The organism is Micromonospora lupini str. Lupac 08 (assembly GCF_000297395.2).
Taxonomy (GTDB): domain Bacteria; phylum Actinomycetota; class Actinomycetes; order Mycobacteriales; family Micromonosporaceae; genus Micromonospora; species Micromonospora lupini.
This window is the reverse complement of sequence record NZ_HF570108.1, coordinates 1873907-1900564: the sequence shown is the minus strand read 5'-3', so window position 1 is coordinate 1900564 and position 26658 is coordinate 1873907. Positions and strand designations below refer to the sequence as shown.

The following is a 26658-nucleotide window of genomic DNA, read 5'->3' as shown; positions in this document are numbered from 1 at the left end:
AGAAGGAGATACCCGGATGGTGAGCGTCGGCTACACCCTGATGTGCGAGCAGGCCGGTCCGAAGCAACTGGTGGACCACGCGGTGCGGGCCGAGGCGGCCGGCTTCGACCAACTGGTGATCTCTGACCACTACTATCCCTGGCTCGACGCCCAGGGCCACGCCCCGTACGCCTGGTCGGTGCTCGGCGCGGTCGCGCACGCCACCTCCCGCGCGGAGCTGATGTCGTTCGTGACCTGCCCGATCCGGCGTTACCACCCGGCCGTGGTCGCGCAGAAGGCCAGCACCATCGGGGCGCTCTCGGACGGGCGGTTCACCCTCGGCCTGGGCGCCGGTGAGAACCTCAACGAGCACGTCGTCGGCGGTTGGCCGCACGTGCAGCAGCGCCACGAGATGTTCGAGGAGGCGCTGCAGATCATCCGGCCGCTGCTCAACGGTGAGACGTTGACCTTCTCCGGCAACCACTTCGACGTGCCCGACGCCTACGTCTGGGACCGCCCCGAGCGGCCGGTGCCGATGGCCATCGCCGCCTCCGGCCGGCAGTCCGCCACCCTCGCCGCCGAGTACGGCAACGGCCTCGTCTCCACCGAGCCCGACCGGCACATCATCGAGATGTACGACGACGCCGGCGGGGCCGGCCAGCCCCGCTACGGGCAGGTGGCCATCTGCTACGGCCCGGACGAGGCCGAGTGCCGCAAGATCGTGCACGACCAGTTCCGCTGGTTCGGCATGGGCTGGAAGGTAAACGCGGACCTGCCCGACCCGGATGCCTTCGCCGCCGCCACCCAGTTCGTCCGGGAGGAGGACGTCGCCGAGGGCATCTCCTGCGGGCCGGACGTGGACGCGCACGTCGAGGCGTTCCGCAGGTTCGTCGACGCCGGCTTCACGCACGTGGCGATCGTCCAGGTCGGCGGCGAGACCCAGCCGATGTTCCTGGACTGGGCACAGGAGCAGCTGCTGCCCCGGCTGCGCCAGCTGTGAGGTTGACGCCCGCCGGTCGATTCGGGCCGGCCGAGCTGCGGCTCGCCCTGGCCGCGCCCCGGCCGGCCGCCGGCCTGACCAGCGAGTGGCGGCTGGTCGACGGGCTGCGTACCCACACCCGGCGTGGCCCGGACCCGGGCACCGGCGCCCCACCCGTGGTGCTTGTGCACGGCCTGGCGGTCTCGCACCGCTACCTCACCCCGCTGGCCGTCGCGCTCGCCGAAACCCATCAGGTGTACGTGCCGGACCTGCCCGGCTTCGGCCTGACCGCGCACCCCCGCGGCGCGTACGACGTGCGTCGGCACGCCGCGCACCTGGCCGCCTGGCTGGCCGCGTACGACCTGCCGCCGGTCTGCCTGCTCGGGCACTCGTTCGGCGCCGAGGTGGCCGCCGCGCTCGCCGCCGACCACCCGGAGGCGGTACGCGCGCTGGTGCTGGCCGGGCCGACAAGCGACCCGGCTGCCCGGTCCCGACGGGCCCAGTTCGGCCGGTGGCTGGTGGACGTCCTGCGCGAGTCGCCGTTGCAGGCGCCGATCCTGGCCCGCGACGTCTGGAACGCACGGCCCTGGCGGGTCCTGGCGACGTTGTCGCACTCGGTCCACAACACGATCGAGGCCGACCTGATCCGGATCACGTCGCGGACCCTTGTCGTCACCGGCGCTCGTGACCCCGTCGTGCCGGGCGCGTGGCGGACCGAGGCGGCCCGGCTGGTGCCGGACGCCGGCCTGGCGGTCGTCCCCCGGGCCGCGCACAACGTGGTGACCACGGCCCCGACGGCGGTCGCCGACGCGATCCGCCAGCTCCTCGCCCCTACTCTCGTGAACAGGTGACTTTCATGCGCTTCGGCAACACGGAGATCCGGCCCCTCGGCGGCGGCCTCGGCTGCCTCCTGATGATCCTCTTCTCGATCCTCGCCTCGGTGGTGCTTACCGTCCTGCTCAACGTCGTGCTCTGAGCCGTCCGCGCCGTGGTCAGCGGCGCAGGCCCAGGGCGCCGAGCACCTCTCGGGAGGCCAGCCGGGCCGGGTCGAGCACCGAACGGCGGATCCATCGTGCCGCCGGTGGGACGGTGGCCCGCCAGAGCGCCCGTACGCCGTGTGCGACAGGCACGACAGTGGCCGACCAGACCCAGCCGACACCCCGCGCCAGCGGGCGGACCGTGTGCCGCCACAACCAGCGCAGCCCTCGCCCGAGGGGGCGCAGCACCAGTCGGTGGAGCAGCCGCAGCAGCCAGCCGGCCGTCCGCCAGGCGCCGACAAGCGCGGCGACGACCAGCCGGCCGACCCGCACGACGACCCACCAGATGCCTCGGACCAGCCCGACGAGAGCGACGCCGAGCGCCCCGGCGAGCATGCCGACACCGCGCCACACCAGCCGGCCAGCGGGCTGAAGTGCCGCGCCCAGCCACCGCGCCGGCCGCACCAGCAGGTGATCGACGAGCCAGACCAGGACGCGGCCCAACCCGACCAGAGGCGGACGGAGCACCACCCGGGCCAACCAGACCAGTGGCGTCCAGAGCAGCCACCGGACCGCCCGCCCCACCGCCGATCCCACTGCGGCCAGTACCCCACCGAGCCAGACCAGCGGCACCCAGACCAGCGTGCGGGCCGCCCAGGCCACCGCGTATGCCAGCCAGACCAGCGGGCGCCAGATCAGGTTGTCGGCGACCCAGGCGAGCCCTCGCCCCAGCCAGACCAGCGGGAGCCAGACGAGAGTGCGGGCCGCCCACCGCAGCGGGAGCCAGAGCAGGTTGCGGGCGCCCCAGACCAGCGGGAGCCAGAGGAGTCGGTGCAGCGCCCAGGCCAGCGGGGACAGCAGCCAGCGGCGCAGGAACCGGCCGGCGGGGCTGAGCAGATTCCGGTAGACGAGCCGGCCGGCAGCCGCGATCAGCTCCCAGAGCAGGCGTACCGGCAGCACCACGACCAGCGCCACACCCCGCGCGACGGCCGCGACCAGCGGGAGCGCGACGGCGGCCGGCTCCGCCGTGTGCGGGGCCGACGGGTCGCGGACCGGACGCGTCACGGTCGGCGCGATCGGGTGCTCGGGTCGCGGCGCGGGCAGCGGCGCGCGAACGGTGGGGCGGTCGGTCACGGTGGGCACGGTAACCGGGCCGTGCCAGCGCCGTGGTGGTCGGCAGCGCCGCGCCTGGCGGCGTCAGCTCAGGTCGAGTGTGGTGAGCAGCGGATAGTGGTCGGAGGCGGTGTCCGCGGCCCCGCCGCGAATCACCCGGCAGCCACGCACCCGCTCGGCCACCGCGCGGGTGCCGAACAGGTAGTCCAGTCGCATGCCGGCGAACTCGGCACCGCCGAACCGGGTGGGCACGCTGAGACCCTCGGCCTCCGGCACTCCCATGTTGGACGACTGCCACAGGTCGACGAGGTCGGCGGCGAGCAGGCGCGCGATCGCCCGGGTGTCCACGCCGCGACCGCCCCGGCGCAGGTGTCGTCGCCGGTAGAGGGCCGGCATGCCGGCCAGCCGCTCGGTGTGGTCGACAGTCGGGTCGAGCGAGTTGAGGTCGCCGGCGAGCAGCGTCAGCGACCCCGGGGCGCGGCGGATCGCCGCCACCAGCCAGTCGACCTCCATCCGCCGGCGTCCCCCGGAGTACGGGTAGAGGTGGGCGGCGAGCACGGTGAGCGGGCCGGCCGAGGTGGACACCACGACGCGGGCGGCGGCGTGGTGGAACGGCCGACGCAACGCCCCCGCGTCGAGAACCTGGTACGGCGGCCGGACCAGCACCGCCACCGGCTGCCCGAAGCAGGACCGGGCCAGGTGGGACGTCATCCCCACCCGGCCCGCCACGTCGGCCATCAGCCCGTCGGAGTCGAAGCCGCGCAGCTCCTGCAACGCCAACACGTCCGGCGCCTGCTGGTCGACGACCTGGACCACCTGCTCCAGCCGGTCGGCGCCACCGCGGTCCCGGCCGCCGGTGCGGATGTTCCAGGTCAGCACCCGCACGGCGGCGCTCAGTCGGCTCGGCCGGCGCGCGCCAGCTCGTCGTCGAGGGTGTCCACGTCCTCCGACTCGATGGCCGGCTGGTTGCCCTCCAACAGGTCGGCGTTCGGGCGGATCACGAGGTAGAGCAGCCCGATCCAGAGGGCGGAGAGCAGGATCGCGCCCATGAAGTCGGTCGGGTGGTGCATCCCCCGGTACATCCGCGAGGTGGCCACCCCGGCCGGCATGATCACGGCCAGCGCCACGAAGATCCACCGCCACCAGCGGTCGGTACGCGGGAACACGATGAGGGTGATCGCCAGCCAGACGCAGATCGTCGCCGCGATGTGCCCGGACGGGAAGGAGGAGGTGGGCATCTGCCCGTCCAGGTTCTCCACCGGCGGCCGTGGCCTTTCGACGGCCCGCGCCGAGGCGAGGAAGAGGGTCAGCTCACCCACCATCGCCAGCGCCACGAACAGCACGGGCCGCCACCGCCGCCACACCGCGAGCACCAGCGGGCAGAACACCAGCGAGATGAGCAGGATCGCGTGGGTGTCGCCGAACTTGCTCCACCACCAGCTCACGTCGGTCAGCGCGTCGGTGTGCCGGGCGGCGAACCAGCGCGGGACCTCGGTGTCCAGGGTGTCGAAGAAGGTGCCCTTGGCGTAGTAGCTGACGTACGTGCCGAAGCCGTACAGCGCACCGAACACCAGCACCCAGCCGACAAGCAGCTCGGCCACCGCCGAGCGGGGGTGCGCCAGCACGTGCTCCTCGGCCGGGGCGGGGGCGATGTCGTGCCCGGCCTCCGGCTCCAGCCCCTCGCTCAGCGGCGGCACCGGCCGGCCGCGCTCGCGCCGCCACAGCCGGAAGGCGTACGCGGTCACGCCCAGCCACGCGGCGCCGAGCAGCCAGCCGGCCAGCACGTCGGAGACGAAGTGCACGCCCAGCGCGATCCGGGTCAACCCGACCAGAGCCACCAGCACAGCGACGCCGACGATCGCGGGCTTGCGCCAGCGCGGCGCCATCGCCGGCAGGAACACCAGCAGCAGCGCCCCGTACGCGACGAACGAGCCGAGCGCGTGCCCGCTCGGGAAGCTGTTGCCCGGTGCGCTGGCGACCGGGATGTCCACCACCGGGCGGAGCCGGCCGACGAGGGTCTTGAGCGACGGGTCGAGGATCAGCCCACCGACCCCGGTGATGATCAGGTAGACGGCCAGCCGGGGCTGCCGTCGGATCAGCAGCCCGACCACCGCGATGGTGACCAGCCAGATGAGGATCGGCCGGCCGCCCAGGTCGGTGACCGCCTGAAGCACGGTGACCAGCGGGTGGTGCGGGGCGACGAGCGAGTTGAACCACTCGGCGACCGCGTGGTCGGCGTCCTGCAACGGGCTCCACCGCATTCGCACGAGCAACAGCAACAGCCCGAAGGCCACGCCGGCGCCGGTGACGGCCGCCAGGCCGGCGATGCTCCGTTCGGCGAAGTGACCGATCGGACGCCGAGCCACCTCTTTGACCGCGGTCACCCCGCACCTCCCTTGTTGTACCTGGCGAGGCGCTGTACCCGATCCGGGTCAGGCGTACACCCGGGCGCCTTTCAGAGCGCCGTCATGTCCCCGGTGTCGACGAGCTCGGCGCGGTCGGTCTCGGGCTCCCACAGGTCGGGCTGCGCCGGCTCCTCCACACCGATGCGCAGCGCCTCCAACTGGGCGGCGAAGGCCAGCCCGCCGAAGAGCGCCATGCCGGTCAGGTTGGCCCAGAGCAGCAGCGCCATCATGCCGGTGAGCGCGCCGTAGGTCTGACCGAAGCCGTCGCTGAACCGCACGTACGCGGCGAGCAGCAGGCTGGCCAGCCACCACAGGGCCGTGGCGATGCCCGCGCCGAAGAACAGCCAGGACAGACCGGGTTGGTTTCGGCGCGGCGCGTGCCGGAACAGCACGGCCACGGCGAGCACTGTCAGCCCGAGGCTCAGCGGGAAGCGGACCACGTCCCAGATGCCGTTGGCGACGTCGCCCCACTCGTAGTGCCGTCGGACCGAGTCGCCCACCGCCCCGCCGCCGACGAGGATCAGGAAGCCGGCCAGGGCGGGCAGGCCGGCGGTGACGGCCAGGATGGCCGCCCGCAGGTATTTCTGCAGGGCCGGGCGGTCCCGTTCGACCCCGTAGATGCGGTTGGCGCCCCGCTCGATCTGGGCCATCGTGGTGGTCAGCGCGACCAGCCCGGTGAGCAGACCGAGGGTGAGCGCCAGCTCACCGGCGTCCTCGACGCGTTCGCCCTCGCCGAGCAGCTCGCCGACCACCTGCGCGCTCTGGCCCGGGGTGAGCGCCAGCACGGTGTCGGCCACCACCTGGCCGCCCTCTTCGACACCGAGCTCGCTGATCAGACCGGTGAGGGCGATCAGGAACGGCACCACGGCGAGGCAGAGCTGCAACGCGAAGGCGCGGGAGTGGCTGAACCCGTCGCCGTAGCGGAACCGGATGAACGCGTCGCGCAGCAGGTGCCAGCCGCCCTTGCGGCGCAGTGTGTGCCAGGCGTCGTCGGCGGACAGCTCCTCGTTGGCCATCAGCCGGGTCTCCGGCACGATCCGGGTGCTACTCACGACGCGCTTCCTCGATCAGCTGCTCGCCCCGCTCCCCGGCGCCCTGCGCGTCGACGGCCAGGTCGGGGGCGTCCTCGGGCTGCGGGACGCAGAGCCAGAGCGCCTCGGGCCGGATCTCGGCCTGCAGCCGCCGACTCGGCGCGATGAGGTCGCCGTCCAGTTCCCGGGGCTGGGCGCGGTTGCTGGTGACCACCACACGGCGGCCGCGGAAGACCTCCATCTGCGGCACCTGGCCGCTGCGGCGGACCACCGCCCAGCCGAGCGCGAGCCAGTGCCGCAGGTTGCGCGGGGTGAGCACGGCGACGTCGAGCCAACCGTCGTCCGGCTCGGCCTCGGTGAGCAGGCGGACCCCGCCCTGGAGCCGGCCGACGTTGGCGATCAGCACGGAGCGGGCCCGGCGGCGCACCGGCGGGCGGTCGTCGATGCGGATCTGCACCCGCATCGGCCGGTCCCGCAGGTGCCGGGCAGCGCCCACGACGTACGCCGGCCAGCCGATACGGGCCTTGGTGGTCTCGTTTGTGGCTTCGAGCATCTTGGCGTCGAAGCCCATGCCGGCCATGACGGTGAAGTACTGGCCCTCCACCGCGCCGACGTCGAGCAACCGCCGACCGCGTTCGACGGCGACCTGGAGCCCCGCCGCGAGGTCGGTGGAGAGGCCGAGGTTGGCGGCGAGCAGGTTGCCGGTGCCCTGCGGCAGCACAGCGAGGGCCACGTCGGTGCCGACGAGCCCGCTGACGCAGGACATCACGGTGCCGTCGCCGCCGCAGGCGAAGACCAGGTCGACGCCGGCCTTCACGGCCTGCTCGGTCTGGCCCCGGCCCGGGTCGTCGACGGTGGTCTCGAACCACTGCGGCTCGGGCCAGCCGGCGGCGGTCAGAGCGTCGTTCACGGTGCGGCGCAGCTCGTCGAGATCGTCGACCTTCGCCGGGTTGACCACCACGGCGGAGCGCAGCCCGCCGTCGCCACCTGAGGGGCGCCTGTCCTGTCCAGCATCCACGGCGCCAGTGTGCAGCACCGGGCCGCCTTCAGCGACCCGGTGGGCGGCCGGCGTCGGAAGTGCCACAGACAGGTTTCAACGCGTACGTGCCCGTCACGCCGCGGTGCGCAGCGCGGCCTCCACCCGTCGGCGCAGATCGTCGAGGTCGACCCCCGCTTCGGTGAGCACCAGCGCGCCCAGCCCGTGGCCCTCACGCAGCACCCCGAGCAGGATGTGCTCGGTGCCGATGTGCTTGTGGCGCAGCCGCAGCGCCTCCCGTAGCGACAGCTCCAGCGCCTTCTTCGACCGGGGCGAGAACGGCCCGCCCAGGTAGCGGCGACGCCTCCAGCGGCTGCGCGGCGCCGGCACGGCCTCGCGCAGCGCATCGGGGCCGAAGGACTCCTCGATGCGGGCCACGATGGCGGCCAGGTCGATGCCGATCTCGCGCAGCGCCGCCGCGTCCGCGTCGCCGAGGCCGGCGCCTCCGGCGCTGGTGTGCCGCCGGATCCGCTCGCGTACGTCGTCGGCGCGCAGCCCGGCGTCGGTCAGCACCCGGCTGGCCAGGCCGGCCTCGTCGGCGAGGAGGGCGAGCAGCAGGTGCTCGGTGCCGACCGGCCGCTGGCCCTCGGCCCGCGCCTCCTCCAGCGCCTGCCGGACCACGCCGCGCGCCCGGTCGGTGAACCGTTCGAACATCACGCCTCCCAGGATGAGTTGACCGCCGGTCGCCCAGCGTGTTTCTTGTGCACCGCCTGCCGGCTGACCTCGAGCGCGTCGGCGATCTCCTGCCAGGACCAGCCCTGTCGTCGGGCGTTGTCCACCTGGACCACCTCGAGTCGCTCGAGCAGCCGGCGCAGCGCGCGGACGGCGCGCAGCCCGACCCGGGGGTCGGTGCTGCCGGCTGCCGCCGCGAGTTCCGTCGCCTGACTCATGTCGTCAACATACGTTGACAGCCGTGCGGTGTCAACCCTGGTTGACGAGAAATGGCCGAATGTTTGTCGCGGGCTCCCTCGCCACAGACACCGGTTACCGCATTTCGATGATGACCTTTCCGAATGGGCTGGCCGACTTGTAGTACCGGAACGCCGCGCCGGCTTCCTCGAACGGGAACGTTCGGTCGGTGACGGGCCGAAGCTGGTGCGCGGTGATGATCTCGTTCAGCTCGGTGAACTGGGCGTGACTTCCGACTGCCAGCGCCCGGACCGTCGCGGCGACACCGAACAGCAGGCGCGGATCAAGTGGTGGCCAGTCACCCGAGAGGGACCCCACGAACGCGAGATGCCCATTGATGGCAAGCGACTTCAGTGACTGCTCCAGCGTTCCGGCAGTGTCGACGACCCGGTCGACCCCTCGCCCGTCGGTGAGGTCGCGGACCGCAATGTGCCAGTCGGGAACGGCGCGATAGTTGACGACCTCGTCAGCGCCCAGGCCGCGAAGGAGCGGCATCTTCTCCGCCTGGCCGGTCGTGGCGATCACTCTCGCGCCGAGAAGTCTGGCCAGCTGCAGCGCGAACAGTGAGACGCCGCCCGAGCCGGTGGTCAGCACCGTCTGCCCGGGCTGAATCCCGGGTCCGTCCCCGGTCAGCGCGTTCCACGCGGTGACCGCAGCGCAAGGCAGCGTCGCGGCTTCGGCGTAGGAGAGGTGTTCGGGGACCGGGACGAGGGCTTGCTCCGGCAGGACGGCGAGTTCGGTGAGCATGCCGTCGAGGGAGCCTCCCAGTTGCGGCAGGCAGGACGGTTCCAGGGGGCCGTCCAGCCAGTGCGGGAACAGCGCGGCGGTGACCCGGTCGCCCGGTCGCACCCGTCGGACACCTGGCCCCACGGCGACGACCTGCCCGGCTCCGTCGGAGACGGGGATGACGTCCGGCTTGACCGGCAGCACGTACTCCCCCCGCAGCACCAGCAGATCGCGGAAGCTGAGCGAGACGGCGTGGACCGCGACCGCGACCTCCCCGGCACCTGGCGTTCGCGGTTCGTGGGTACGCAGTCTCAGGCCATCGATGCCGTCGCCGCTGTCGACGTGGTAGCTGCGCACGGACAAGGGGAGCAGCGCAGTCATCGCGGTCATCCCTCGATGAACTGGTAGTCGCTGACGATGCGCCCGTCCGCGCCGAGCACGAGGATCTCCAGCCCGACACCGGCCACGTCGCCACCGTCGCGCGGCACCATCTCCCAGCGAAACTTGACCACGTCGTGGAGCCGCTCGGCACTCCCGAGGGAGCGGAAGACGAAGGTGCCCGGGGCGATGAACGTCTCGTACGCGCGCGTCACCCGCGCCTCCAGCTCGTCATGCCCGCGCGCCTCCAGGACGAGACGATCGAACCCCAGGCCCTCGGCGGCCTGTCGCATCTCCCGGGGCGGCTGCAGGACATGAACCCCGTCGGTGGACCAGAGTTCTCGAACGGCGGCACGGCGATGTGCCGGGTCGGATTCGCTCCATACCGCGACGTAGCGGTCGGTGAGGTTCTTCAGATCGATGCCGGTCATGCTGATCCTTCGGTCGTGGATGACCGTCACGACTGTTCTGCGCCGGACGCGCCGCGACAATTCCCCGGAGGGAATCGCCAATCGGCGCGGCACCCGGTAGACAGGAACAATGATCACCGGATCCGCTGACGGCGGACTCCCGGCCGCGTTGCGCACGTGGCGCACCCGACGACGTGTCAGCCAACTCGAACTCGCGGTACGGGCCGGCACCACGCAACGGCACCTCAGCTTCATCGAGAGCGGACGCTCCACCCCCGGCCGGGCGATGGTCATACGGCTGGCCGAATCGTTGGAGGTGCCGATCCGCGAACGCAACGAACTGCTCCTCGCCGCCGGATTCGCGCCCGCGTACCCACAGCGCGAACTGGACGACCCGCAACTGGCACCGGTCCGAACCGCCCTCGAACGCGTCCTGCGCGGCCACCTGCCGTACCCGGCCGTGATCGTCGACCGGCACGGCGACCTCGTCTCCGCGAACGCCGGCTTCGACATGATCACCCGCGGAGTGGACCCGCACCTGCTCACCCCACCCGTGAGTGTCCCCCGAGTCCTGCTGCACCCCCGCGGTCTCGCACCCCGCATCGTCAACCTCGACGAATGGGCGTGGCACATCATCGACAGCGTCCGCACCGAGAGTGTCCGCAACCCGAGCGATCGGCTCGAGCGCCTCGCCGAGGAACTCGTCGACCTGGTGCCCCCGCGGCCACGGCAACTCCCGCCACACCACCTCGGCTTCGCGGTGCCGCTGCACCTGCGCGCGAGCGGCACTGACAATCGGGAACTGCGGCTCATCACCACACTCACCCGCTTCGGCACCGCCACCGACGTCACCATCGCCGAACTGCGACTGGAAGCATTCCTCCCGGCCGACGACACCACCGGGGCCGCACTGGCCGAACTCGTCACCTGGTGAACATCGCTGATCGGTCCGCCGCCCCGGATCAACTTCGCCGAGAACCCACACCGCCACCGTGCTCACCCGACTACCCTCGGTCAGGAGACAGCGCGGTCGTGCCGGGCGCGACGCCCGGGAGGTGATATCGGATGGCGGTATCCGCCGACGCGGAGGTGCTTGTCGGCCTCGGCTCGGACGCTGACCTTCCGGTCGTCGAGCAGGCCGCGCAGGAGGCCGCCGGGCACGGCCGACCCCTGCACGTGGTGCACACCTTCGACTGGCACGCGGCCTTCGCGGCGGAGACCGTCGCCGCGCCCCGGGACCAGGCCGAGGACCTGATCACCCGGGCCGCCCAGCTCGCCCACCAGGTCGAACCCGGTCTGACCGTACGCGCCGAGATCGTCGAGAGCGGCCTGCTGCCCACCCTCATCCGCAGGTCCGAGACGGCCTTCCTGCTGGCGGTCGGCGACAGCGGAATGGCCGGCAGCGGCCAGTGCGTCCCGGCCGAGACGCCCGCCGTGCAGTTGGCCGCGCGAGCCGACTGCCCGCTGCTGGTGGTCCGCCGCGAACCGCCGCCGCAGGGCCCGGTCCTGGTCGGGGTGGACGGCTCACCCAGCTCCCATCTCGCCCTGCGCTGGGCCGTGGAGTGCGCCTTCCGGCGTGACGCCCGCCTCGTGGCACTACGGGTGGTGGAGAGCGACGAGGACACCGACGCGGTCGCCGAACAGCTCAGCGAGGCCCTGGCCCGCCACGCCGACCGGCACACCGGGGTGCCCACCGAGTGCCGGGTCGTCCGCGGCGACCCCGGGGAGGTGCTCGTCGACACGTCCCGGTCGGCCCAACTGGCGGTGGTGGCCGCCCGGGGCGACGAACCGGGACGAGCCATGCTCGGCGCGGTCGCCCAGTCCCTGCTCTACCACTCCCCCGCCCCCGTGGTCGTCGTACGCGGCCTGGCCGAAATGCCGCTCACCGGGCCCGACGCCCGCCCGGCCCGGGACCAACGACCCTGACCCGCCACGTCGGCAGCGGCGAGGCTGGACGCCGGACACCCACCCGCTACCCGCGAGAGGCAGCATCATGGACACCGCTCTCGACGTGCACCGCGCACTCACCGACGACGAGCTGCGCCGGCTGGACGCCTACTGGCGTGCCGCGAACTACCTCACCGTCGGGCAGATCTACCTGCTGGGCAACCCCCTGCTGCGCGAGCCGCTGACCCGCGACGACATCAAGCCCCGGCTGCTCGGGCACTGGGGCACCAGCCCCGGGCTCAACCTGATCTACGCCCACCTCAACCGGGTGATCGTCGCCCGCGATCTGAACGCCATGCTGGTCACCGGGCCGGGGCACGGCGGCCCGGCCATCGTGGCCAACACGTGGCTGGAGGGCACCTGGTCGGAGCGCTACCACGACGTGGCCCGCGACGAGGCGGGGATGGCCCGGCTGTTCCGACAGTTCTCCTTCCCCGGCGGCATCCCCAGCCACGTCGCGGCGGACGTGCCGGGCTCGATCCACGAGGGCGGCGAGCTGGGGTACGCCCTGAGCCACGCCTACGGCGCCGCGTTCGACCATCCGGACCTCGTGGTGGCCTGCGTGGTCGGCGACGGCGAGGCGGAGACCGGACCGCTGGCCGGTAGCTGGCTCTCCACCGTCTTCCTCAATCCGGCCCGTGACGGTGCGGTGCTGCCCATCCTGCACCTCAACGGCTACAAGATCGCCAACCCGACCGTGTTGTCCCGGATCCCCGAGGAGGACCTGCTCGGCATCCTGCGGGGCTCCGGCTACCAGCCGTACGTGGTGTCCGGCGACGACCCGGCCACGGTGCACCGCACGCTCGCCGCCACGATGGACCGGGCGCTTGACGAGATCGCCGAGATCCAGCGGCGGGCCCGTTCCGGCGGTGTCGTCGAGCGCCCCCGCTGGCCGATGATCGTGCTGCGCACGCCGAAGGGCTGGACGGGCCCCCGCGAGGTCGACGGCACCCAGGTGGAGGGCACGTACCGCGCTCACCAGGTGCCCCTGTCGGGCGTGCGCGACAACCCCGCGCACCTGGCCGAGCTGGAGCACTGGCTGCGCAGCTACCGGCCGGAGGAGCTGTTCGACGCCACCGGGGCTCCGGTCGACGAACTGCGGACGCTGCCGCCGCACGGCGACCGACGGATGAGCGCCAACCCGGTCACCAACGGCGGCGTGGTCCTGCGCGACCTGACCCTGCCCGACTTCCGCGACTACGGCGTGGACGTCCGGGAGCCGGGTCAGCCGATGGCCGGCGCGACCGGGGTGCTCGGCCCGTGGATCCGCGACGTGATCGCCGCCAACCCGCAGTCGTTCCGGCTGTTCGGCCCGGACGAGGTCGCGTCCAACCGGTTGGGCGCCGCCTTCGAGGTGACCGACCGGGCCTGGATGGGCGCCACGGTCCCCGGCGACGACCACCTCTCCCCCGACGGCCGGGTCATGGAGGTGCTCTCCGAGCACCTGTGCCAGGGCTGGCTGGAGGGTTACCTGCTGACCGGCAGGCACGGCGTGTTCACCAGCTACGAGGCGTTCATCCACATCGTCGACTCGATGCTCAACCAGCACGCCAAGTGGCTGAAGGTGACCCGGGCGATCCCCTGGCGGCAGCCGCTCGCCGCACTGAACTACCTGCTGTCCAGCCACGTGTGGCGGCAGGACCACAACGGCTTCTCGCACCAGGACCCGGGCTTCATCGACCACGTGGTCAACAAGAAGGCCGAGGTGGTGCGGGTCTACCTGCCGCCGGACGCCAACACCCTGCTTTCCACCATGGACCACTGTCTGCGCAGCCGGCACTACATCAACGTGGTGGTGGCCGGGAAGCAGCCGGCGCCGAACTGGCTGACGATGACCGAGGCGATCCAGCACACCCGCCGTGGGCTGGGCATCTGGGAGTGGGCCAGCAGCGACGGCGGCAGCGAGCCGGACGTCGTCCTGGCCTGCTGCGGTGACGTGCCCACCCTGGAGACGCTGGCCGCCACCGAGCTGCTGCGCGAACACCTGCCGGAGCTAAAGGTGCGGCTGGTCAACGTGGTCGACCTGATGCGTCTGCAGCCGGACACCGAACACCCGCACGGCCTGCCGGACAAGGAGTTCGACACCATCTTCACCGCGGACCGGCCGGTCATCTTCGCCTACCACGGCTACCCGTGGCTGATCCACCGTCTGACCTACCGCCGCTCCAACCATGACAACCTGCACGTGCGCGGCTACAAGGAGGAGGGCACCACCACCACCCCGTTCGACATGGTGATGCTCAACGACCTGGACCGGTTCCACCTGGTCATCGACGTCATCGACCGGGTGCCCGGCCTGGGCGCCCGCGCCGCGCACCTGCGTCAGCAGATGGTCGACGCCCGCCAGGCCGCCCGCGACTACACCCGTGAGCACGGCGAGGACGATCCCCGGGTCGCCGAGTGGCGCTGGGTCCGCGAGACCGACCCGACCAACCCCTGAGGAGGACGACGTGCGGGACGCGGAGATCCTGGTCGGCTACGACGGCTCCACCGACGCGTCGGTGGCCCTGGACTGGGCGCTGGCCGAGGCCGAGCGCAGCGGCCAGCCGGTGCGGCTGGCGTACGTCTTCGAATGGCTGACGGTGGCCAGTTGGGTCGGTCCGGGCGTGGCGCCCGGTGTCTGGCCGGACGACACCGCCCGGCGGCAGGTCGACGACCTGGTCCGCAAGGCCGCGGCGGACGCCACCGCCGCGCATCCCGGCCTGACGATCACCGGCGAGGTGTACGACGGGCCGCCCGCCCTGGTGTTGCAGGAGCGCTCCGCCGACGCAGGGCTGCTGGTGCTCGGCAGTCGGGGCCACGGCGGGTTCGGCGGCCTGCTGACCGGGTCGACGGCGGTGGCGGTCGCCGCCCACGCGCACTGCCCGGTCGTGGTGGTGCGCGACGGAACGGCAGGCGGGCCGGACGCCCCGGTGGCGGTCGGCGTGGACGGTTCGGAGCCGTCGCTTGTGGCGCTCGGCTTCGCGGCGGAACGGGCCGCCCAACGCCGGGTGTCGCTGCGCGTGCTGCACGCCTGGACGCCCGGCCCCGACGGGGCGGCCGGCAAGCCCGACGAGCAGGCCGCCGTCGAGGAGGCGCTGGAGCCGTGGCGGCGGACGTACCCCGAGCTGGACATGACGCTCGACCTCGTCGCGGGCAGCCCGGCGGGGACGCTCATCGAGTCGAGCCGGTCCGCGCAGTTGGTGGTGGTCGGCAGTCGGGGTCGGGGTGGGCTGGCCGGGATGCTGCTCGGCTCGGTCAGCCAGCAGGTGATCCAGCACGCCGGCTGCCCGGTCGCGGTCGTCCGGGAACGCTGAGGCCGCGCTCGCTCACCTGCCCGCGTCGGCGGTGACGCGCCAGCGGCGCGTCCTGGTGGCTCGGCACATCGCCGGCATCCGAGCCGCCCGTTGGACGCGCCCGGTGTGCTCCACGACCCGCCCCGGTGGGCTCCACGACCCGCGGGTTCGGGACCTGCGACCCCTGCACGACGTCCGGCGATGCCCCAGGATGGAGCGGCGAGACACCGCGCGTCACCGCCAGGTGAGCGATGGCAGAGATGGAAAGGTCAGGACGATGAGTCAGGACGGTCAGCTGACGACCGCGCTGGCGGAGGCCGCCGCCACCGCCGGCCACGCCCCTTCGGTGCACAACACGCAGCCCTGGCGCTGGCGGGTGCTCCCCGACGCGCTGGAGCTGCGTACGGTCACCGACCGGCAGCTCGCGGCCGGCGACCCGGAGGGTCGGCTGCTGGCGATCAGCTGCGGGGCCGCCCTGCACCACGCCCGGCTGGCGCTCGCCGCCGAAGGCTGGCGCGCGGTGGTGCAGCGCCTGCCCGACCCGGGCGACCCCGACCTGCTGGCCCGGCTGACCACCCTCAGCCGGACCGCCGCCGACCCGGACGCCGTGCGGATGGTGCAGTGCATGTCGGTGCGGCACACCGACCGCCGGCCGGTCAGCGACGAACCGGTGCCGACCGACGCGGTCGGGGAGATCGCCCGGGCGGTCACCGCCGAGGGCGGCCGGCTCCAGATCCTCGACCACGACCAGGTGCTGGAGCTGGCCGCCACGGCCGGGCACGCCGACACGGTCGAGGCCGAGGACCCGGAGCTGCGCGCCGAGCTGGCGTACTGGACGAGCCGCGCCGGCGCCGGCACCGGTCTGCCGGCCGAGGTGCTGCCCGAGCAGCCGCCGCAGACCACCGTGCCGGCCCGCGACTTCGGCCGCGCCGGCAGCCTGCCGGTCGGCCCCGGTCACGACCGCGCGGCGGTGTACGCCCTGCTGCACGGCGACGAGGACGAGCGGGACAGCTGGCTGCGCGCAGGTGAAGCGCTCTCCGCCGCCTGGCTGACCGCCACCCGACTCGGCGTGTCGGTGGTGCCGCTCAGCGCGGTGGTGGAGGTCCCGGGCACCCGGCAGACCCTGCGTCAGCTGCTCGCCGGCATCGGCTTCCCGTACCTCGTGCTGCGGTTGGGGATCGCCGACCCGGCACACGCGGGCCCGCCGCACACCCCGCGACTCGACGTGGAACAGGTGGTCGACACCTCCGCAGTACGCTGACGGGTCTGGTGAACGGAGGTGCCAGCGATAGCATCGCCCCCGTGACCAGCAGCGTCCCGCACCCCCGCCCGGAGTCCCCGGTGACGCCGTCGCTCGGGCTGAGCCCGTTGTCCCGGGTCCGCCTCGACGAGCTGCTCCAGGAGATGCTGGACCGGGTGGGCGAGGTGATGACCAGCCGGGAACGGTTGCGGGCACTGCTCGACGCGGTCGTCGGCATCGGCACCAACCTGGATCTGCGCACCACCCTGCGCCGCATCGTGCAGGCGGCCTGCGAGCTGGTCGGCGCCCGCTACGGCGCGCTGGGCGTGGTCGGCCCGGACCGGCTGCTGCACGACTTCATCGTGCACGGCATCACGCCCGAGCAGCACGCGCAGATCGGCGACCTGCCGCACGGGCGGGGCGTGCTCGGTCTGCTCATCGACGAGCCCCACCCGCTGCGCATGCCGGACATCACCCAGCACCCGCGCTCCTACGGCTTCCCCGCCAACCACCCGCCCATGCACAGCTTCCTGGGCGTGCCGGTGCGCATCCGCGACCAGGTGTTCGGCAACCTCTACCTGGCGGAGAAGCAGGGCGGCGCGCAGTTCACCGAGGACGACGAGGAGATCGTCGTCGCGCTCGCCGCCGCTGCCGGCGTGGCCATCGAGAACGCCCGCCTGTATGCGCTGGCCCACCGGCGGGAACGCTGGCTCTCCGCGACCGCCGAGATCACCACGGTGCTGCTCGGCGAGGTGCGCCGCACCGACGCGTTGGCGCTCGTCGCCCGCCGCGCCCGGGAGGTCGCCGAGGCGGAGCTGGCGCTGGTGCTGCTGTACGACGCCGACACGGCGCAGTTCACCGTGGAGGTGGTCGACGGCGCCGACGAGCGGGCCCGGGCGCTTGTCGGCGCGGTCCTGCCGGCCACCGACACCAGCTTCGGGGCTGCCGTGGCCGAGGGCCGGCACGACCAGGTGGACGACCTGGCGCACGCCGCGCCGTGGCCGGCGCTGCTGCACACCGGGCCCGCGATCGTCTCACCGCTGGCCACCGCCGACACTCTGCACGGCGTGCTGATCGTGGCGCACCGGCCGGAGCGCGGCGGCGGCGCCAGCGACGAGGACGTGGCGCTGCTGGGCAGCTTCGCCGGGCAGGCGGCGCTGGCCATGGAACGGGCCCGCGGCCAGGAGGAACGGGAGCTGCTGGTGGTCCTGGAGGACCGCGAACGGATCGCCCGCGACCTGCACGACGTGGTGATCCAGCGGCTCTTCGCCACCGGCCTGCAGTTGCAGAGCGCCGCGCCGATGATGGCCCGCCCCGAGGTGGCCAAGCGGATCAACGCGGCCGTCGACGACCTCGACGCCACCATCCGCGACATTCGGCGGACCATCTTCGAGCTGCGGACGCCGATGACGGCCGCGCTGCGCACCGAGATCGGTGAGGCCGTCGAGGTGGCAGCCGAGTCGCTGGGCTTCAAGCCGCACCTGGAGGTGACCGGCCCGGTGGACAGCGCCGTGCCGGACACGATCCGCCCGGATCTCACCGCCGTGCTGCGCGAGGCGCTGTCCAACACGGTCCGCCACGCGCGGGCCACCCGCGTCGACGTGGCCGTACGCGTCGAGGGCGGTCAGGTAAGCGTGACGGTCACCGACGACGGGGTGGGCTGCGACCCGGCCGCCGCCCGGGGTGGCCTCATCAACCTGCGGGAACGCGCCGACCGCCTCGGCGGCATCTTCACGATCCGCCCGGTCGAGGCGCACGGCACCGAGCTGTGCTGGTCGGTGCCGCTGCGCGACTGACCGGCGCAGCTCAGGTGGTCTTGCCGAGCAGGCGGGTGGCCAGGACGGCGGCCTGGGTGCGACGCTCCAGGCCGAGCTTCGCCAGCACGCTGGAGACGTAGTTCTTCACCGTCTTCTCCGCGAGGAACATCTTCCCGGCGATCTCCCGGTTGGTGAGCCCCTCCGCCACGTACTCCAGGATCCGCCGCTCCTGCTCGGTGAGCGACTTCAGCTCGCGCGGCTGCTCGACGCCGTTGCGGATGCGCTCCAGGACCCGGGCGGTGATCGCCGGATCGAGCAGGGACTGCCCGGCCGCCACCCGACGCACCGCGTCGACCAGGTCGGTGCCGCGGATCTGCTTGAGCACGTACCCGGCGGCCCCCGCCATGATCGCGGCGAACAGCGCCTCGTCGTCCTCGTACGAGGTGAGGATCAGGCCCTTGATGGACGAGTCGACGGCCCTGATGTCGCGGCACACGTCGATGCCGTTGCCGTCGGGCAGCCGGGCGTCGAGGATCGCCACGTCGGGCCGCAGCGCCGGGATGCGGCGGGACGCCTCCTGCGCGGAGCCGGACTCGCCGACCACCTCGATGTCACCGCTGCTCTGCAGCAGGTCGGCCAGGCCACGGCGGACGACCTCGTGGTCGTCGAGGAGGAAGACGCGGATCATTACTCGTTTCTACAGGCGCCGCTGGCCAGGCGCACGGGCCGAAGGTCCCGACCCGGCGTCAGTCGTCCCGGCCGGCGTCGGTGCCGGGCGGGCGGGTCGGGACGGCCCCGGCCCGCCGGCGGCCTCCGGTGGTCCCGGCCCCGGGCGGTCGGACCCGGTGGATCGGGACGTCCGGCCCTGCTCGGCCCCACCCGGCGGGCGGACCGTAGGGGTGGCCGACCGTCCCGGCTCGACGATCGACCCACCGGAAGGGAGCACCGCCATGGACATCGGCTACACCACAGACCAACTGCGGGCCGCCGCCGCGGACGCGGTCCGGGCGCCGTCGCTGCACAACACCCAGCCGTGGCGGTTACGGCTGCGCGACGGTGGGATCGAGGTGCTTGCCGATCCGACCCGGCGACTGCCGGCAACCGATCCGAGCGGTTGGGGCGTACGGATCGCCTGCGGTGCCGCCCTGTTCAACCTGCGGCTCGCGCTGGCCGCGGCCGGCGCCCCGGCCCGGGTACGGCTGCGCCCCGACCCGGCCGAGCCGGACCTGCTGGCCCGGCTGGTGCCGGACCTCCCGCGCCGGCCCACACCCGCCGAGCAGAGCCTGCACGCGGCCATCCCCCGCCGGTTCAGCAACCGGCTCCCATTCTGGCCGGACCCGGTGCCGTCCGACGCGCGGTGGCGCCTCGCCGAGGCGGCCCGCGCCGAGCAGTGCTGGCTGGAGCTGCTGATCGGGGTGAGCGCCGTGACCGCGTTCGGCGAGATCGCCCGCAGCGCGCACCGGGTCCTGGAGCGCGACCCCGCGTACCGCGCCGAGCGGGAACTGTGGCTGCGTCACGAGCCCGCGCCGGACGGCCTGCCGGCCGCGGCCGGTGGCCCGCAGCACGAGCCGCAGGACGTGCTGCCGACGCGCGGCTTCGGTGGACGGGACCGCGCGCCGGGGCGGGACTTCGAACCCGAACCCCTGGTGGGGGTGCTCGGCTCGGTCGGCAACACCGCAGTGGACCAGGTGGTCGCCGGGCAGGCCCTGCAACGGGTGCTGCTCACCGCCACCGACGCGGGGCTCAGCGTGTCGCTGCTGTCCCAGCCGATCGAGGTGCCTACGGCGCGGGAGCAGCTACGGGTGTCGCTGGGGCGGTTCGGCGCACCGCAGATGGCGCTGCGCATCGGGTACGGCCAACCGGGCCGCCCCACCCCGCGCCGTGCTGTCGACGAGGTGCTCACGGCACCGACCGCCGGTGCGATCGCGGGGTAGCAGCCACGAGCGTCTTGACTTCGCCCACCGGCAAGGACCTCATCGGGCTCCGGCGGTCGCCGGTCAGCCCGCCGCAGGCTCGGCCGCGGCCAGCAACGCGGCCTCCCGGGCCGGGTCCAGGCCGACCGAACCAGGGTCGGGCCTGCCGGCGCGCGGCGGGACCGTGCCCACCTCCCGCAGCCACCGCCACGTGTCCGCCACCGTCTCGGCCACCGGCCGGCAGGTCAACCCCGCCGCGTGAGCCCGGCTGGTGTCCCGCTCCAGCAGCCAGCGGTACGGATGCCCGAGCGGCAACCAGATCGGCAGCTCGTTCCACGGCTCCACACCGGCGGCGAGGATCGACTCGGGATCGATCCAACGCAGCCGGGCGTCGGAGCCGGTGACCGCCACGCACTCGTCGAGCAGCTCACCCATCGTGGAGTGCCCGGGGCGGCTGACCGCGTTGAACGTGCCGCCCTGCCCCCGCTCGCCCTGGTCCAGCATCCAGCTGGCCAGGTCGCGCACGTCGATGCACTGGATGGGCAGCTCGGCCGGGCCGGGGGCGAGCACGTCGCCGCCCCGCGCGATCCGGTTCAGCCACCAGGGCAGCCTGCCGATGTCCTCCCCCGGACCGAGGATCAGCCCGGCCCGGGCGATCAGCGCGCGGTTCTCGAAGACCTCCCGCACCGCCCGCTCCGCCCCCGCCTTGAGCTGCTGGTAGTCGCCGTCGACAGCGTCCGGGTCACCGTCGGCCACCGGCGCCGTCTCGTCCGAGCCGGGTGCCACCGGGTCGGCGTAGACCGAGCCGCTGGAGACGTAGACAAAGTGCCCGACGGCGTCGACCAGGGCGCGGGCCGCGTCGCGCGCGGCCCGCGGCGCGCCGTCCCAGGTGTCCACCACCACGTCCCACTCGCCGCCGGCCAGTGCGGCCAGACCGTCGGGCGCGGTCCGATCACCCCGCAACAGGTGTACGCCCGGCGGAACCGAGCCGTGCAGCCCCCGGTTGAACACCGTCACCGACCAGCCCCGGCGTACCGCCTCGGCGACCGTCGCACCACCGACGAAACCCGTACCGCCCAACACCAGCAATCTCATGTGCTCCACCCTGCCGGGTGGTCGCGGCGCGTGGCGCTCCTGTTCACGGTGAGCGGATCTGCCCTCGGCAGAACCGCGCGCCAACGCCCGCGCGCAGCCGGCTCGGGTCGGTCAGCCCGCGAGCAGCCGGTCCAGCGGGCGGGGTACGGCACCCGGTTCGAGAGCGCGCACGAGCGCCCCCGCGTAGCGGGCCTTACGGCCACTCATCGTGCCCAGGAAGCGGCGCAGTTGCCGCTCGACCGACCGTCCACGTTGGGCGGGCTGGTTCTGAAAGACCCGCAACCGGGCCAGGTCCCCCTGCTCCGCGACGACCCGCTCGACGCCGTCGCTGCCGAGCGCGCGGATCAGCTCGTCCTCCAGGTCGGTGACGCACACGTGGAAGCCGAGCACCTCCATCGCCGACCGGGTCAGGCCGGCGCCCAGGCCCGCCTGCTCCAGGCCACGCCGGAAGAAGCTCTCCTCGGCCTCGTCACACAGCCCTCGTACGGTCACGGCGAGCCCCTGCGCGCCGAAGAGCCGCAGGTACCGACCGACGCTCATCGCGCCGCCGAGCGGTACCACGCACACACCCTCGGCGGCCAGGTCGCGGTGCCGTCGCTCTGCCAGCGCCTCCACCGCGCGCTGGTCGCTGACCCCCTCGACGAGCACGACGGCGCTCAGGCCGGCGGCCAGTTCCCGGGCCACGCCGGCGGCCGTCGCCACGTCGGGACCGCCGGCCGCCCAGAGGCGTACGGCGGCTCGGAAGCGGTCCGGCTCTCGCACGGGGCCGAGTCTCGCAAGGAGCGACAGGCCCCCGCCACCGGTATTGCCGGCGGCGTCAGGTGTCAGCACGCACGACGGCTCGCCACCGATGTCGGTGACGAGCCGTTCTGCCTGGTGGGCGATACTGGGTTTGAACCAGTGACCTCTTCCGTGTCAAGGAAGCGCGCTCCCACTGCGCCAATCGCCCGTGGTTTCCGCCCGACCCGGGCGCTCAGGCCCGTCGAGGCGAATCGCGAGCGGACGACGGGATTCGAACCCGCGACCCTCACCTTGGCAAGGTGATGCGCTACCAGCTGCGCTACGTCCGCACGTCCCCGACGAACGTCGGCGACGCGGCAAACTCTACCCGATGCCAAGATCGGCGGGCGCGCGACCCTGGGCGGCGGAGATTGCGCTGGTCGCCGCCGGGGTACTGAGGGACCTCGACAGCGCACCACACCCCCTAAGGAGGCTGTCGTGGGTATCGGCACCAGCATCTTCCTGATCGCGCTCGGCGCGATCCTCACCTTCGCGCTGGACGCGAGCGTCGGCGGCATCAACCTCGACGTGGTCGGCTGGATCCTGATGGGGGCCGGCGTGCTCGGCCTGATCATGACCACGCTGATCTGGGGTCGCCGTCGCCAGGCGGTTCCCGTCGCCACCGAGCAGCCGGTGGAGTACCGCCGGGTCGAGGAGCCGGTCGAGTACCGCCGGGTCGAGGAGCGGCGGGACATCGCCCCGCCGCTGTGACACGAGCATGGGCCACCGCAGGCGGAGCAGGCGAACCCGGGCCGGCCACCTCGACAGAGGCGGCCGGCCCGTCGATTTCCTGGCCCCCCTCCCGCCACGGAGGGCGCCGGCTCCGAGCGCGACCCGGCCCGTCCGGTCAGCGCATGAGGGCGTTGAGCGTGCCGTAGTCGAGGGCGTCGGCCAGCGCGCCGTACGTGCCCGCGCCGAGGGCCTCGTCCGCCGCTCGGCGGGCGACCGCGTACGCCGCCTGCGCGACCGACGAGCCGAGGCTCACCCGCGCCACCCCCAGCCGGGCCAGTTCCCCCACCGCCGGCGCACCCGGCCCGGCCAGGACGTTCAGCGGCGCCGGAACCGCCTGCACCAGCGCGCCGATGGTCACCGGGTCGACCACTCCCGGCACGAAGATGCCGTCCGCGCCGGCGGCGAGATAGGCGCTGGCCCGGGCCACCGTCTCGTCGACGCCCCCGCCGCCGCTGAGGAACGTGTCGATCCGGGCGTTGACGAAGAGCGGCAGACCCGCCGCGTCGGCCGCGCCCCGCACCGCGCCGATGCGGGCGCACTGGTCGGGCACGCCGCGCAGGGGTGGGCCGCCCGTACGGTGGGCGTCCTCGATGTTCACGCCGACGGCGCCGGCGTCGAGCACGGCCCGGGTGGTTGCGCCGACCTCCGCCGGTGTCCCCCCGTACCCGGACTCGATGTCCGCGGTGACCGGCAGCGACACCGAGGCGGTGATCCGGCGGACCAGGTCCACTGCCGCGTCGCGGCCGAGGATGTCACCGTCGGGCGTACCGAGGCTCCAGGCGACGCCGGCGCTGGTGGTGGCCACCGCGCGGGCGCCGGCGGCCACCACGACGCGGGCGCTCGCGGCGTCCCAGGCGTTGACCAGGACCAGCGGCGACCCGGGGGTGTGCAGGGATCGGAAGAGTTCGGCTCGGGTGTGGTGTTCGCTCACGCGGCAAGTCTCGGCCGGCCCCGCAGCCGCCGGTAATGTTTTAGCGCCAGCTGAAACCACCGGGGGTGCCGTGGTCGCCATCAGCATGTCGGCGGGCGCCGTCGCCCGCATCCGGTTCGCCGTCTCCTGCCTGTGGGAGGTCGTCGCGAGCGTCCGGGTGCTGCGCGACCCCGGGGACCACGCGGTCCACCTGCCCTGGGTTCGCCGGGTACGACAACCGCTGGTCCAGGCGGGTGTGATCGAGGAGGACGACGCGCTGCTCTGGCAGCTGGTGCCGGCCCCGCCGGGCTACCTGGCCGACTTCCTCACCCCGCCGCCCACCGGCCTCATCCCGGACCTGGCCGCCGAACTGGCCGCCCTGCGCGCCACCCCGGCCGACACCGTCCGGGCACACCTGGACCTGTACCCGGGCGACCGCACGCCGGCGCTCGCCGCCCTGTACGCCGACCCGCCGGCCGGGCTGCGCCGGCTGAGTGCGGAGATCGAGGCGTACTGGCGGATCGCCCTGGCCGCGCACTGGCCACGGCTGCGGCTGCTGCTCGACGCCGACGTCACCGCGCGCGCTCGCCTGCTCGCCGAGGACGGCGCGGCGGTGCTCCTCAACGACCTGCACCGGCAGGTCCGGTGGGAGGGCGACACCCTGCTCGTCGCGCAGCGGCACTGCCTGGCCCCGGACGTCGCGGACGGTCCGGGCCTGGTGCTGGTTCCGTCGGTATTCGTCTGGCCGTCGGTGCTGAGCGTCTCCACCGGGGACGCGCCGCAGCTCGCCTATCCCGCCCGTGGACTGGGCACCCTCTGGGAGCGGCCGCGCGGCGTCCCGGACGCGCTGGCCGCAGTCCTCGGCCGCGGACGGGCCCGGCTGCTCACCGAACTGACCGGGCCGGTGAGCACGACCGAGCTGGCCCGGCGCAGCGGGATGTCACCCGGCGGCGTCTCCCAGCACCTCACCGCGTTGCGCGCGGCCGGTCTGGTGGCGACCCACCGTCGGGGCCGGACGCTGCTCAGCGCCCGCACCGACCTCGCGGAGGCACTGCTCTCGGCGACCGCGTAGGCGGCGACTCCGGGGCGGCCCCGCCCAGCGTCGTTACCCCTGGCGAGGGGCACGACTGCCCGCGTTACGGCGCCTCCACGGCGGCCTTCACCTCGTCGCCAATCGCGGAGTCGGTCTACCGCCGGCTCGACTTCCAGCCGGTGGGCGAGTTCCGGCTCCTCACCTTCTGAGCGCGGACAGCGCCAGCCCCGCCGCCCCGCCCAGCGGAACGGTGGGTGGCAGACCCTCGCCCAGGATGCAGGAAAGCGTGCAGGGGCATGGTCAACCGAGCCGCCGATACGCGAAGCTGCTTCAATCTGCGTCAGCACGGTCGGCACAACCCGGACGGAGAAGGGCATGTCCCGCACACCGCTGTCCCTGCCGCAGCCCACCGCGCGGGCGCCCGAGTACGGCCGGGACGCGCTCATCGTCTGCGAGAACCTGGTGCGGATCTACCAGACCGGCTCGATCGAGGTGCAGGCGCTGCAGGGCCTGGACCTGGCCGTGGAGAGCGGTGAGCTGGTCGCCGTCGTCGGCGCCTCCGGGTCGGGCAAGTCGACGCTGCTCTCCATCCTGGCCGGCATCGACTCCCCCACCGCCGGGCGGGTCCGCGTCGACCGGTGGAATCTGCTGACCATGTCCCGCGCGGACCGGGTGGACTACCGGCGACACACCGTCGGGTTCGTACGGCAGCAGACGGCCAGCAACCTGATCCCCTACCTGACCGCGCGGGAGATGGTGGACCTGCCGATGACGGCGGCCCGTACCGCGAAGAAGGAGCGCCGGGAGCGCACGGCCGAGCTGCTGGACAGCCTCGGTGTCGCCGACTGCGCCGACCGGCGCCCCGGGCAGCTCTCCGGAGGGCAGCAGATGCGGGTCGCGATCGCGGTGGCGCTGGCCAACCAGCCGCGGATCCTGCTCGCCGACGAACCGACCGGCGAACTGGACGCCGCCACGTCCGCCGAGGTCTTCGGCGTGCTGCGGGACGTCAACCGACGGTACGGCGTCACAGTCGTCGTGGTGACCCACGACCCGGAGGTCAGCGGCCAGGTCGAACGGACCGTCGCGATCCGGGACGGGCGCACCAGCAGCGAGGTGCTGCGCCGCACCACCACCGACGCGGAGGGCGACACGCACACGATCGCCGAGGAGTACGCCGTGATGGACCGGGCCGGACGCGTCCAGGTGCCCCGCGAGTTCCGCCAGGCGCTGGCCCTGACCCGACGGGTCCGGCTGGCCCTGGAAACCGACCACATCACGATCCACCCCGACGCGGGAAGCGGCGAATGAGCGGCGAGCCGCTGCTGCGCGTGCGCGGCGTACACAGGCGTTTCCGCACCGGGCCGACAGTCGTCCATGCCCTGCGCGGCGTGTCGTTCGACGTGGCCGCCGGTTCCATGGTGGCGCTCGTCGGCCGGTCCGGCTCGGGCAAGACCACCCTGCTCAACATCATCGGCGGCCTGGACCGCCCGGACGCCGGCACCGTGCACGTCGACGGCACCGACGTCACCGCGCTCGACGAGGACGGCCTGTCCCGGCTGCGGCGCGAGAAGGTGTCGTACGTCTTCCAGAGCTTCGGGTTGATCCCGGTGCTGTCGGCCGCCGAGAACGTCGCCGCCCCGCTGCGGCTGGCCCGCGTCGCCCCGGCCGAGCGCGAACGGCGGGTCGAGCTCCTGCTGGAGCTGATCGGCCTGGCCGACCACGCCCGACAGCGCCCGACCGAGCTGTCCGGCGGCCAGCAGCAGCGGGTGGCGATCGCCCGCGCGCTGGCCGCCTCGCCCCAGCTCCTGCTCGCCGACGAGCCCACCGGGCAACTGGACGCCGAGACCGGCCTGTCGGTGATGGCGCTGCTGCGCGGGATAGCGGAAGCCGAAGGCGTCACCGTCGTGGTGTCGACGCACGACGCGGTGATGATGGCCCTGGCCGACCGGGTGATCCGCATCCACGACGGGCACCTCGACGAACAGTCGGCCGGGCAGCCCTCCGCGCCCGTGCCGGACGTCAGGTGACGCGAC

The 26658-nt window shown here is 73.4% G+C and carries 26 protein-coding genes, 2 tRNA genes and 2 pseudogenes; 14 read left to right on the top strand and 16 right to left on the bottom strand.

The features are described from left to right. The first annotated feature begins 16 nt into the window (after positions 1-16). From MILUP08_RS09915 to MILUP08_RS37080, 3 genes are read left to right on the top strand one after another with little or no spacing between them, the layout of a single operon-like run. The gene (locus tag MILUP08_RS09915) at positions 17-979 is read left to right on the top strand and encodes a TIGR03557 family F420-dependent LLM class oxidoreductase (protein WP_007457172.1); all 963 of its coding nucleotides are present in this window, start codon (positions 17-19) and stop codon (positions 977-979) included. Continuing rightward, positions 976-1809, top strand: a complete 834-nt coding sequence (locus MILUP08_RS09910) for an alpha/beta fold hydrolase (protein WP_007457170.1) — start codon at positions 976-978, stop codon at positions 1807-1809. Before MILUP08_RS09915 ends, MILUP08_RS09910 begins: the two co-directional genes overlap by 4 nt. Next, positions 1806-1934, top strand: coding sequence for a hypothetical protein (locus MILUP08_RS37080; protein ID WP_007457169.1), 129 nt, complete (start codon positions 1806-1808; stop codon positions 1932-1934). Before MILUP08_RS09910 ends, MILUP08_RS37080 begins: the two co-directional genes overlap by 4 nt. 16 nt (positions 1935-1950) lie before the next feature. Here MILUP08_RS37080 and MILUP08_RS09905 read toward each other — a convergent pair whose 3' ends face one another. From MILUP08_RS09905 to MILUP08_RS09865, 10 genes and pseudogenes are all read right to left on the bottom strand, one after another. Continuing rightward, entirely contained in the window at positions 1951-3069 is a 1119-nt protein-coding gene (locus MILUP08_RS09905; protein WP_144056891.1) for a hypothetical protein, read from the bottom strand. A gap of 63 nt (positions 3070-3132) precedes the next feature. Further along, positions 3133-3933: an endonuclease/exonuclease/phosphatase family protein gene (locus MILUP08_RS09900; RefSeq protein WP_007457164.1), complete on the bottom strand. Its 801-nt coding sequence runs from the start codon at positions 3931-3933 to the stop codon at positions 3133-3135. A gap of 8 nt (positions 3934-3941) precedes the next feature. Then, the gene (locus tag MILUP08_RS09895; RefSeq protein WP_007457162.1) at positions 3942-5432 is read right to left on the bottom strand and encodes a phosphatase PAP2 family protein; all 1491 of its coding nucleotides are present in this window, start codon (positions 5430-5432) and stop codon (positions 3942-3944) included. Between the two features lie 71 nt (positions 5433-5503). Further along, entirely contained in the window at positions 5504-6505 is a 1002-nt protein-coding gene (locus MILUP08_RS09890) for a YihY/virulence factor BrkB family protein (RefSeq protein WP_007457160.1), read from the bottom strand. After that, on the bottom strand, positions 6498-7502 hold the full coding sequence (locus tag MILUP08_RS09885; RefSeq protein WP_039907577.1) for a diacylglycerol/lipid kinase family protein: 1005 nt from the start codon (positions 7500-7502) through the stop codon (positions 6498-6500). The genes MILUP08_RS09890 and MILUP08_RS09885 overlap by 8 nt, the downstream gene beginning before the upstream one ends. Positions 7503-7595: 93 nt before the next feature. Next, positions 7596-7802: pseudogene (locus MILUP08_RS37530) on the bottom strand (Clp protease N-terminal domain-containing protein); the annotation flags it as partial. A gap of 180 nt (positions 7803-7982) precedes the next feature. Then, positions 7983-8174: pseudogene (locus MILUP08_RS37525) on the bottom strand (Clp protease N-terminal domain-containing protein); the annotation flags it as partial. Further along, positions 8174-8410, bottom strand: a complete 237-nt coding sequence (locus tag MILUP08_RS09875; RefSeq protein ID WP_007457155.1) for an HTH domain-containing protein — start codon at positions 8408-8410, stop codon at positions 8174-8176. The gene MILUP08_RS09875 and the pseudogene MILUP08_RS37525, both read right to left, overlap by 1 nt. 94 nt (positions 8411-8504) lie before the next feature. Beyond that, the gene (locus tag MILUP08_RS09870) at positions 8505-9536 is read right to left on the bottom strand and encodes a zinc-dependent alcohol dehydrogenase family protein (RefSeq protein ID WP_202805207.1); all 1032 of its coding nucleotides are present in this window, start codon (positions 9534-9536) and stop codon (positions 8505-8507) included. A 5-nt stretch (positions 9537-9541) separates the two neighbouring features. Beyond that, on the bottom strand, positions 9542-9964 hold the full coding sequence (locus MILUP08_RS09865; RefSeq protein ID WP_039905724.1) for a hypothetical protein: 423 nt from the start codon (positions 9962-9964) through the stop codon (positions 9542-9544). A 109-nt stretch (positions 9965-10073) separates the two neighbouring features. Between MILUP08_RS09865 and MILUP08_RS09860 the strand changes: the two genes are divergently transcribed. The 6 genes from MILUP08_RS09860 (at position 10074) to MILUP08_RS09835 (ending at position 18201) form a co-directional block, all read left to right on the top strand. Further along, a complete protein-coding gene (locus MILUP08_RS09860; RefSeq protein ID WP_007457150.1) occupies positions 10074-10877 on the top strand; it encodes a helix-turn-helix domain-containing protein in 804 nt (267 codons plus the stop codon). 131 nt (positions 10878-11008) lie between these two features. Further along, the gene (locus MILUP08_RS09855; protein ID WP_007457148.1) at positions 11009-11869 is read left to right on the top strand and encodes a universal stress protein; all 861 of its coding nucleotides are present in this window, start codon (positions 11009-11011) and stop codon (positions 11867-11869) included. A gap of 67 nt (positions 11870-11936) precedes the next feature. Next, positions 11937-14330 (top strand): phosphoketolase family protein, encoded by a 2394-nt coding sequence (locus MILUP08_RS09850; protein ID WP_007457147.1) that lies wholly within the window; start codon positions 11937-11939, stop codon positions 14328-14330. Positions 14331-14340: 10 nt separating this feature from the next. Then, complete coding sequence (locus MILUP08_RS09845) at positions 14341-15186, top strand: universal stress protein (protein WP_007457145.1); 846 nt, start codon at positions 14341-14343, stop codon at positions 15184-15186. Positions 15187-15442: 256 nt separating this feature from the next. Beyond that, on the top strand, positions 15443-16426 hold the full coding sequence (locus MILUP08_RS09840; RefSeq protein ID WP_007457143.1) for an Acg family FMN-binding oxidoreductase: 984 nt from the start codon (positions 15443-15445) through the stop codon (positions 16424-16426). Positions 16427-16524: 98 nt separating this feature from the next. Next, positions 16525-18201 (top strand): sensor histidine kinase, encoded by a 1677-nt coding sequence (locus MILUP08_RS09835; RefSeq protein WP_051065917.1) that lies wholly within the window; start codon positions 16525-16527, stop codon positions 18199-18201. A 10-nt stretch (positions 18202-18211) separates the two neighbouring features. Here MILUP08_RS09835 and MILUP08_RS09830 read toward each other — a convergent pair whose 3' ends face one another. After that, positions 18212-18850, bottom strand: a complete 639-nt coding sequence (locus MILUP08_RS09830; protein ID WP_007457138.1) for a response regulator — start codon at positions 18848-18850, stop codon at positions 18212-18214. A gap of 262 nt (positions 18851-19112) precedes the next feature. On the opposite strand from MILUP08_RS09830, the gene MILUP08_RS09825 reads away from it, so the two are divergent. Continuing rightward, positions 19113-20096, top strand: coding sequence for an Acg family FMN-binding oxidoreductase (locus tag MILUP08_RS09825; RefSeq protein ID WP_007457136.1), 984 nt, complete (start codon positions 19113-19115; stop codon positions 20094-20096). 63 nt (positions 20097-20159) lie between these two features. On the opposite strand, the gene MILUP08_RS09820 is transcribed toward MILUP08_RS09825, so the two are convergent. The 4 genes from MILUP08_RS09820 to MILUP08_RS09805 form a co-directional block, all read right to left on the bottom strand. Continuing rightward, positions 20160-21170 (bottom strand): NAD-dependent epimerase/dehydratase family protein, encoded by a 1011-nt coding sequence (locus MILUP08_RS09820; protein WP_007457133.1) that lies wholly within the window; start codon positions 21168-21170, stop codon positions 20160-20162. Positions 21171-21281: 111 nt separating this feature from the next. Then, complete coding sequence (locus MILUP08_RS09815) at positions 21282-21932, bottom strand: TOPRIM nucleotidyl transferase/hydrolase domain-containing protein (RefSeq protein ID WP_039907573.1); 651 nt, start codon at positions 21930-21932, stop codon at positions 21282-21284. Positions 21933-22044: 112 nt separating this feature from the next. Continuing rightward, positions 22045-22119 (bottom strand) — tRNA-Val (locus MILUP08_RS09810). Between the two features lie 48 nt (positions 22120-22167). Next, positions 22168-22240 (bottom strand) — tRNA-Gly (locus tag MILUP08_RS09805). Positions 22241-22388: 148 nt separating this feature from the next. Between MILUP08_RS09805 and MILUP08_RS09800 the strand changes: the two genes are divergently transcribed. Further along, positions 22389-22661: a DUF6458 family protein gene (locus tag MILUP08_RS09800; RefSeq protein WP_007457129.1), complete on the top strand. Its 273-nt coding sequence runs from the start codon at positions 22389-22391 to the stop codon at positions 22659-22661. Between the two features lie 136 nt (positions 22662-22797). Here MILUP08_RS09800 and MILUP08_RS09795 read toward each other — a convergent pair whose 3' ends face one another. Then, positions 22798-23613, bottom strand: a complete 816-nt coding sequence (locus MILUP08_RS09795) for an isocitrate lyase/PEP mutase family protein (protein WP_007457127.1) — start codon at positions 23611-23613, stop codon at positions 22798-22800. A 70-nt stretch (positions 23614-23683) separates the two neighbouring features. Between MILUP08_RS09795 and MILUP08_RS09790 the strand changes: the two genes are divergently transcribed. The 3 genes from MILUP08_RS09790 to MILUP08_RS09780 all read left to right on the top strand — a co-directional run bounded on the left by MILUP08_RS09790 (position 23684) and on the right by MILUP08_RS09780 (position 26652). Continuing rightward, positions 23684-24664 (top strand): helix-turn-helix domain-containing protein, encoded by a 981-nt coding sequence (locus tag MILUP08_RS09790; RefSeq protein ID WP_007457125.1) that lies wholly within the window; start codon positions 23684-23686, stop codon positions 24662-24664. Positions 24665-25000: 336 nt separating this feature from the next. Continuing rightward, positions 25001-25933, top strand: coding sequence for an ABC transporter ATP-binding protein (locus tag MILUP08_RS09785; RefSeq protein WP_007457124.1), 933 nt, complete (start codon positions 25001-25003; stop codon positions 25931-25933). Then, entirely contained in the window at positions 25930-26652 is a 723-nt protein-coding gene (locus tag MILUP08_RS09780) for an ABC transporter ATP-binding protein (RefSeq protein WP_007457122.1), read from the top strand. The genes MILUP08_RS09785 and MILUP08_RS09780 overlap by 4 nt, the downstream gene beginning before the upstream one ends. Positions 26653-26658: the final 6 nt, after the last annotated feature.